The following is a 5,993-nucleotide window of genomic DNA, read 5'->3' as shown; positions in this document are numbered from 1 at the left end:
AAGTCGCAGCAACAACTACGGGAAGCCTCGCAAACTGCGCGAGGCTGTTCGGCTCGGCAGCCGGTTCCGCTCTGGAGGACGCCTCCCCCTTTCATCCATCGTGGTCGCGCGAAGCGCGGTGTTCGACTCAGGATGACGTCTTTGTGAGTTTTTCTCGCAATGCGCCGATGATTGCCGACGATGGCGTCAGGCGGCGAACGCGGCGCACCGCCGGCGCTCACCCCTTCGGCTTCCAGGTGCGCGGATCGAAGTCGGGATCGGCCTTGCGGGCCTGCAGCAGCGACACCCGGACGTCGGGGCTCTGCAGCGTGGTCTTGTGGATCTGTTCCTCGGTCATCGGCTCCTTGCTGGACGGGTTGAAGTAGTCCAGCCGCGCGCGGTAGGCCCAGTACTCCGTCCAGGCCTTCCAGCGCAGCAGGTCGGCCGTGCCGGGGTCGGAGAGGCTGACCTGCTTTCCCTCGGCGTCGGCGTAACGCTTGCCGAGCTTGGGATACTTCCCCTTGTGCGCGGCGTGCACCCCCTCGTGCAGCACCGTGGTGACGTTGATCGCGTCCGGCGTGGCGCCGTCCAGCCGGATTTCGTCGCCCTTGAACTGGCCGTGCTTCAATCCCTCGAACGCGTAGATCTTGATCTGCCCGGCGTCGAGCTTGGCACGCAGCAGCTTGATGGCGTCGCGGATGTACTCGGGGAGCGCGTCCTTTGACTTGGCGGCGGTGGCCTCGAGCTCCTCGATCGCCTTCTTCGCGGCGGCGAGCCCGTTCTTCGTCTGCTCCGCGTCCAGCTCGGCGTCGCGCTGCACCTGCCCCGCGGCCGCGGCGGAGCGAACCGCCACGCCGTGCGGCCCGCCGCGCGTGGGCGTGCCGCCGCCCTGCTGGACCACGTGCGCCAGCTCGTGCGCGAGCAGGCGCCGGCCGGCGGGCGTGTGCGGCTGGTACTGCCCCGCCCCGAACACCACGTGCGAGCCCACCGTGTACGCGCGCGCCGAGAGCGACTCGGCGCTGGACGCCGCCGCCGTGCCGGTGTGGATGCGCACGCGCGAGAAGTCGTGCCCCAGCCGCGGCTCCATGAACGCTCGCGTGGCCGGGTCCAGCCGCGCGCCCGCCGCCGCGCCCAGCCCGCCGGGGAGCGGCGCGGCCGGCGCGGCGTCGCGGCCCGCGCCGCCGTCGCGCGTTCCCGCCTCTCCCTGCAGGCTCTCCCCGCCGGGCGCGTGCATCACCTGCGCGGCGGCGTGCTCGGCCTCGCGCTCGTGCGCGTCGCCGGGCATGCTCGTCCGCGGCTGCGCCTGCACGCGCACGGGCGCCGGCGCGAACACCGGCACCCGCGCGAACTGGTGCGCGGGCGGAGGGCTCGCCAGCGCATCCTGTCCCTGTGCTTCGCGTACGGCCGGCCGCGGCGGACGCACGGTCTCCGCTCCGCTCCAGCCGGCCTGCGGGACCGCACCGCGCCTGCGCGTGGATGAACGCATCGTCTCCGAACCCCTCCGCCGCACCGTATCCGCCCGGGAACCCCGCCACCAAGCTCATCGCCGCGGCCCCGCGGCGCCAGTCTCCTGTTCGATCCCCACGGCAGCGGGGGACGATGCGAGGGACGATGCTGCGCGGCCGGCGGTACGGATCTCGCCAAACATCCGCCGCATGACGAACCCCGACCGATCCGATGATTCCGGGGCGCGCCGCGATGCCGGCCGCCGCGCGCTGGCCCTCGCCGCCGTGGCCGCGGCCGGCGCGGTGGGCTTCGGCGTGCTGAACGCCGCCGTGGCGCGCCGCAAGACCGCCCGCGCCGACCGCGAGGTGCTGGAGCGCACCGGCGCGCCCGACGGAAGCCCGGTGCGACGCGCCGCCGCCGCGCTCTCGCCGGTGGGAAAGTGGTGGACCTACATCCCCGCCGCGCTCGGCACCTCCGCGTGGGTGCTGGCCGCGCAGCGCGGCGACGGCGAAGACGAGCGGCGGTCCGGCGCGGCGGGCGCGGGCGCCATCTTCGCCGCCGGCGTCATCGCCACGGGGCTGAACCACGCGTTCGATGCGTGGCTCCCGCAGCCGCCCCCGCCGCCGGGGCGGAAGTCGCGCACCAAGCCGGTGTTTCCCAGCGGCCACGCCTTCGGCCCCGCCGCGGTGGGCCTCGCGAGCGCGTACGTCCTCGCGCGCGAGGGAATCGCCAGCCCGTACGCCGCGCTCCCCATCGCCGCCGCCATCCCGGCCGTCACCGCGGGCGGGCGCCTGCTGGACGAGAAGCACTGGGCCTCGGACGTGCTCGGCGGCTATATCGGCGGGATCGCGCTGGCCGCCGCCTGCCTGGCCGCGTACGAGGCCGCCGGGCGGCGGTAGCGGACGGGGTCGGCGGGGATCAGCATCAGGAGGACGGGATGCCGGGGGCCGTTCGCATCGACCGGGACTACCCCTCCTTCGCCCGGCGGCGCCGGGTGCCGGGCTCGCGACGCGGGCGGCTCAGCTGCTGGAGATATTCGTCCAGCCCCTCCGGCCAGCGGCGGTGCTGGTGGTAGTACAGGCGGACGTCCGCGAGCGATTCCGCCTCGAACTCGCCCGGCCAGTGAAACCCCGCCGTGAGCTTCTCCCCCAGCCGCTCGCCCAGGCCGAGCCCCTGGACCATCGCCCCCATGTCGTCCATCAGCGCCAGCGCGGGGCTGAGCGCCGAACGCACCCGTGGCGAGCGGGCGTTCGCCCAGTACCACCCCGGATGCCGCATCGCCGCCACGCGGACCGGCTGGCCCATGTGCGTGGCGTCGAACCACTTGTAGCGCCAGTCCGCCGGCCCCGCCGCCTCGCGGACGCGGAAGAGCGCGCGCATCAGGCGGTCGCTCTCCCGCCCCAGGCACACGATCACCTCGGGACGCAGGCGCGGCAGCCAGCGGCGCCACAGCCGCTCGGTGTGCCCCGGCGCGTACCCTTCCACCTTTCCGAAGTCGGAGGTGCAGTAGGGAGATGCGTTGCTGACCAGCACGTGGTTCTCGAGCGCCCACACCGCCGCGTCGTCGCTCCCCGTGATCAGCGCCACGAGGCGGTGCACCGCCGCGTGGAAGCGGTACGGCGGCGACCAGGGATCGGGGAACGAGAGCGACGCGGTGGACCAGTCGCCACCGCAGTAGTACAGGTGGCGCGTCGAGCCGTACTGGCTGGGATCGGAGCGCGACCGCTCGCGCGAGTAGTCCATCCAGTTGGAGTTGTTGCCCAGCACGAGCAGCTTCGCGTCCGGGCTCCACAGCGAGGGATAGCTGTAGCCGAGCTGGATGCGGTGGTACTGGCGCCGGTGCGGGGGAAGCCACGACTCGTACCGGTCCTGCTCCGCGTACGCGTCGCCGTACGCCGCGTCGTGGATGCAGGTGCAGTAGAGGTCGCAGGTGCAGGGAGGGAGGGACGGGTCGTTCGATTCCATCGGAGGGACGCGGCAAAAAAGATGGCCGGGGCTGGCGCGACGGCTCGTGCGCGTGGGTGGACTAGCGGGCGGGCTGCGGCGCCGCCGGCGCGCGCCAGTCCCGCCCCAGCACCACGGTGACGTCGAGGATGAGGTTGGCGTTGCGCTGCGCCTGCACGCGGTGGATGCCGAGCGCGTCGGCCACCTGCCGCGCCATGTCCAGCCGCCCCACGCGGTCGATGACCACGGACGAATCCGGGCGGGTGCCGCGCCCGGCGTTCCCCGTCTGCACCACGTCGAAGCCGTGGTCGCGCAGCACGTCGGTCGCCTGGCGTGCGAGTCCATGGGTCGTGGTCGCGTTCAGCACCTCCACGCGCACGCGGCCGGCGGGCGCCCGCGCGGCGGGACCGCGCGCGCTGTCCGCGGCCGCGGCGGGATCGGCGGCGCGGGGGCCGCGGAGGTACTCACGCACGCCCCAGCCCACGGAGCCGAGAAGCACGGCCACGGCGGCCAGCGTGGCGAAGATGCCGACGGTCTGCGCGCGGCCGCCGCGCGCCGGCTGGGCGCCGCTACCGCGCTTCGGCTTGGACCTGGGCATGGAAGGCTTTCGTTTCGGGATGGGCGGTGCCGCCGCTGCGCACCACGTGGCCGATGCGTGCCTCCACCACCTCGCGCAGCACGGCGTCCATGTCGCGCGGCATGCGGCGGCGCAGCGACTCCGTCCACTCGGGCGAGAAGGTGCGGCCGGGCTCCAGGAAGTCGGCCAGGTACAGCGCCCGCCCCAGCGCGCGGAAGCGGGGACAGCCCAGGGTGTGGCAGCGCACCGCGTCCAGCAGTTCGCCGTCGGCGTCGCCGTCCAGGCGCTCGGCGGCGGCGGGGCCGTGCAGCAGCTTTCCCGGCAGCTCGCGGAAGCCGGGCGGCACCATCGGGCGCAGCTCGTCGGGGTCGGCGTCGCGCAGGGCGTCGTGCAGGTAGCCGGCGGCGGCCCAGCGCGCCGTTTCGTCATCCCCCAGCCCGAGCTCCATCGCCCACTGCCGCATGAGGTTGGCCACGCGCGCCATGTGCTCGCGGCGCTTCGGCTTCGCCTGCACCCAGTCGGGCAGCCGCCCCTCCGCGGCGTCGCGGACGAGCGGGGTCACGGTGGTATCGGCGTGCTGCATGGTGAGCATGGGGAGGGAAAGAGAGACGATCGGTAGATGAGATGATGCTCGGGCCGCGCATCCAGCATCCAGAGGAACCCGGCGAATGAATTCGCGGGCAACAACAGCACAAAGTCCCTGCGGGACTGCGGCCTCGGCATCGGCGCGTCGAAGCTGGCGCCGGCGCATCCGCTGACGGCGGCCGCACCATCTCTTCGCGCGACGATGCCCCGGCGGGAATGTCACCGCCGAGGCATCGTCATCCAATCTACCGAATCCCGCCGTCCGGCGGAACGGCCGGGCGCGGTCAGGCGCCGACCGCGCGCACGCCGTCGCGGTTGATGCGGTTGTGCTCGTCCACGAAGATGAAGACGGGGCGATACGTGTCCATCTCCTGCTCGTTGTACTGCGCGTAGGAGATGATGATGACCTTGTCGCCCGGGTGCGCCAGGCGCGCGGCGGCGCCGTTCAGGCAGATCTCGCCCTGCCCCGGCTCGCCGGGGATGACGTAGGTCTCGAAGCGCGCGCCGTTGTTCACGTTCACCACGGCCACCTGCTCGTACTCCAGCAGGTCCGCGGCTTCCATCAGCACGGGGTCGATGGTGATGGACCCCACGTAGTTCAGATCCGCCCCGGTCACGGTAGCCCGGTGGATCTTCGACTTGCACATGGTGCGATACATGAGTCGATCCTCTGGGCTCGAAGTCAGTTGAACCGAAGTCCTGAGTCCTAAGTCCTAAGTCCTAAGTCCTAAGTGAAAAGTGCGGAGTGCTGAGTGCAGTTCACTTAGCACTTAGGACTTAGCACTTAGGACTTCTTCTCTTCCCTTCCCAACTCGCAGTTGTCGATCAACCGCGTCTTCCCCACCCGCGCCGCGACCGCGCAGAACACGCCGTCCGCGGCCCGGTCCACCGGCCCGAGGGTGTGCGGATCGACCACCTCCGCGTACTCGGGCTCCACGCCCGGAACCGACAATCCCGCCCACAGCGCCGCGCGCAGCGTTCCCGCGTCGCGCTCGCCCGCGTCGTACAGGCCGCGCGCACGCTCCAGCGCGCGCGACAGCGACAGCGCCGACGCCCGCTCCTCCGCGGACAGGTAGACGTTGCGCGAGCTCATCGCCAGGCCGTCGGCCTCGCGCACGATCGGCGCCACCTCTACCCGCACGGCGATGTCCAGGTCCGCGGCCATGCGCCGGATCAGCACCGCCTGCTGCAGGTCCTTCTGCCCGAACACCGCCACGTCCGGCGTGAAGATGCCGAACAGCTTGGCCACCACCGTCAGCACCCCGCGGAAGTGCCCCGGCCGGCTCCCCCCGTCCAGCCGCCCGCCGAGCTCCTCGTCGGGGAGCACGGAGACGCGCGGCTCGCCCCCCGGGTACATCTCCGCCGCCGAGGGCGCGAACACCAGCGCCGTCCCCCGCCCCGCCGCCAGCGCCAGGTCACGCTCCAGGTCGCGCGGGTAGCGCTCCAGGTCCTCCGTGGGCCC

At 72.8% G+C, this 5,993-nt stretch carries 7 protein-coding genes; 1 reads left to right on the top strand and 6 read right to left on the bottom strand.

Annotation, left to right across the window (positions count from 1 at the left end; all coding sequences use genetic code 11):
• Positions 1-217: 217 nt before the first annotated feature.
• Positions 218-1,465 (bottom strand): DUF4157 domain-containing protein, encoded by a 1,248-nt coding sequence (locus VLK66_RS20480; RefSeq protein ID WP_325311336.1) that lies wholly within the window; start codon positions 1,463-1,465, stop codon positions 218-220.
• 169 nt (positions 1,466-1,634) lie between these two features.
• Between VLK66_RS20480 and VLK66_RS20475 the strand changes: the two genes are divergently transcribed.
• A complete protein-coding gene (locus VLK66_RS20475) occupies positions 1,635-2,324 on the top strand; it encodes a phosphatase PAP2 family protein (protein ID WP_325311335.1) in 690 nt (229 codons plus the stop codon).
• Positions 2,325-2,391: 67 nt separating this feature from the next.
• On the opposite strand, the gene VLK66_RS20470 is transcribed toward VLK66_RS20475, so the two are convergent.
• From VLK66_RS20470 to panC, 5 genes are all read right to left on the bottom strand, one after another.
• Positions 2,392-3,390 (bottom strand): hypothetical protein, encoded by a 999-nt coding sequence (locus VLK66_RS20470; protein ID WP_325311334.1) that lies wholly within the window; start codon positions 3,388-3,390, stop codon positions 2,392-2,394.
• Between the two features lie 61 nt (positions 3,391-3,451).
• Complete coding sequence (locus VLK66_RS20465) at positions 3,452-3,967, bottom strand: LytR C-terminal domain-containing protein (RefSeq protein ID WP_325311333.1); 516 nt, start codon at positions 3,965-3,967, stop codon at positions 3,452-3,454.
• On the bottom strand, positions 3,939-4,529 hold the full coding sequence (locus tag VLK66_RS20460; RefSeq protein ID WP_325311332.1) for an HD domain-containing protein: 591 nt from the start codon (positions 4,527-4,529) through the stop codon (positions 3,939-3,941). Before VLK66_RS20460 ends, VLK66_RS20465 begins: the two co-directional genes overlap by 29 nt.
• A 286-nt stretch (positions 4,530-4,815) precedes the next feature.
• Entirely contained in the window at positions 4,816-5,190 is a 375-nt protein-coding gene (panD, locus tag VLK66_RS20455) for an aspartate 1-decarboxylase (protein ID WP_325311331.1), read from the bottom strand.
• A gap of 125 nt (positions 5,191-5,315) precedes the next feature.
• The coding region (gene panC / locus VLK66_RS20450) for a pantoate--beta-alanine ligase (protein WP_325311330.1) at positions 5,316-5,993 on the bottom strand (678 nt) is incomplete at its 5' end.

Origin of the sequence: Longimicrobium sp. (genome assembly GCF_035474595.1) — a bacterium.
GTDB lineage: Bacteria > Gemmatimonadota > Gemmatimonadetes > Longimicrobiales > Longimicrobiaceae > Longimicrobium.
This window is presented reverse-complemented; position numbering and strand designations above follow the sequence as displayed.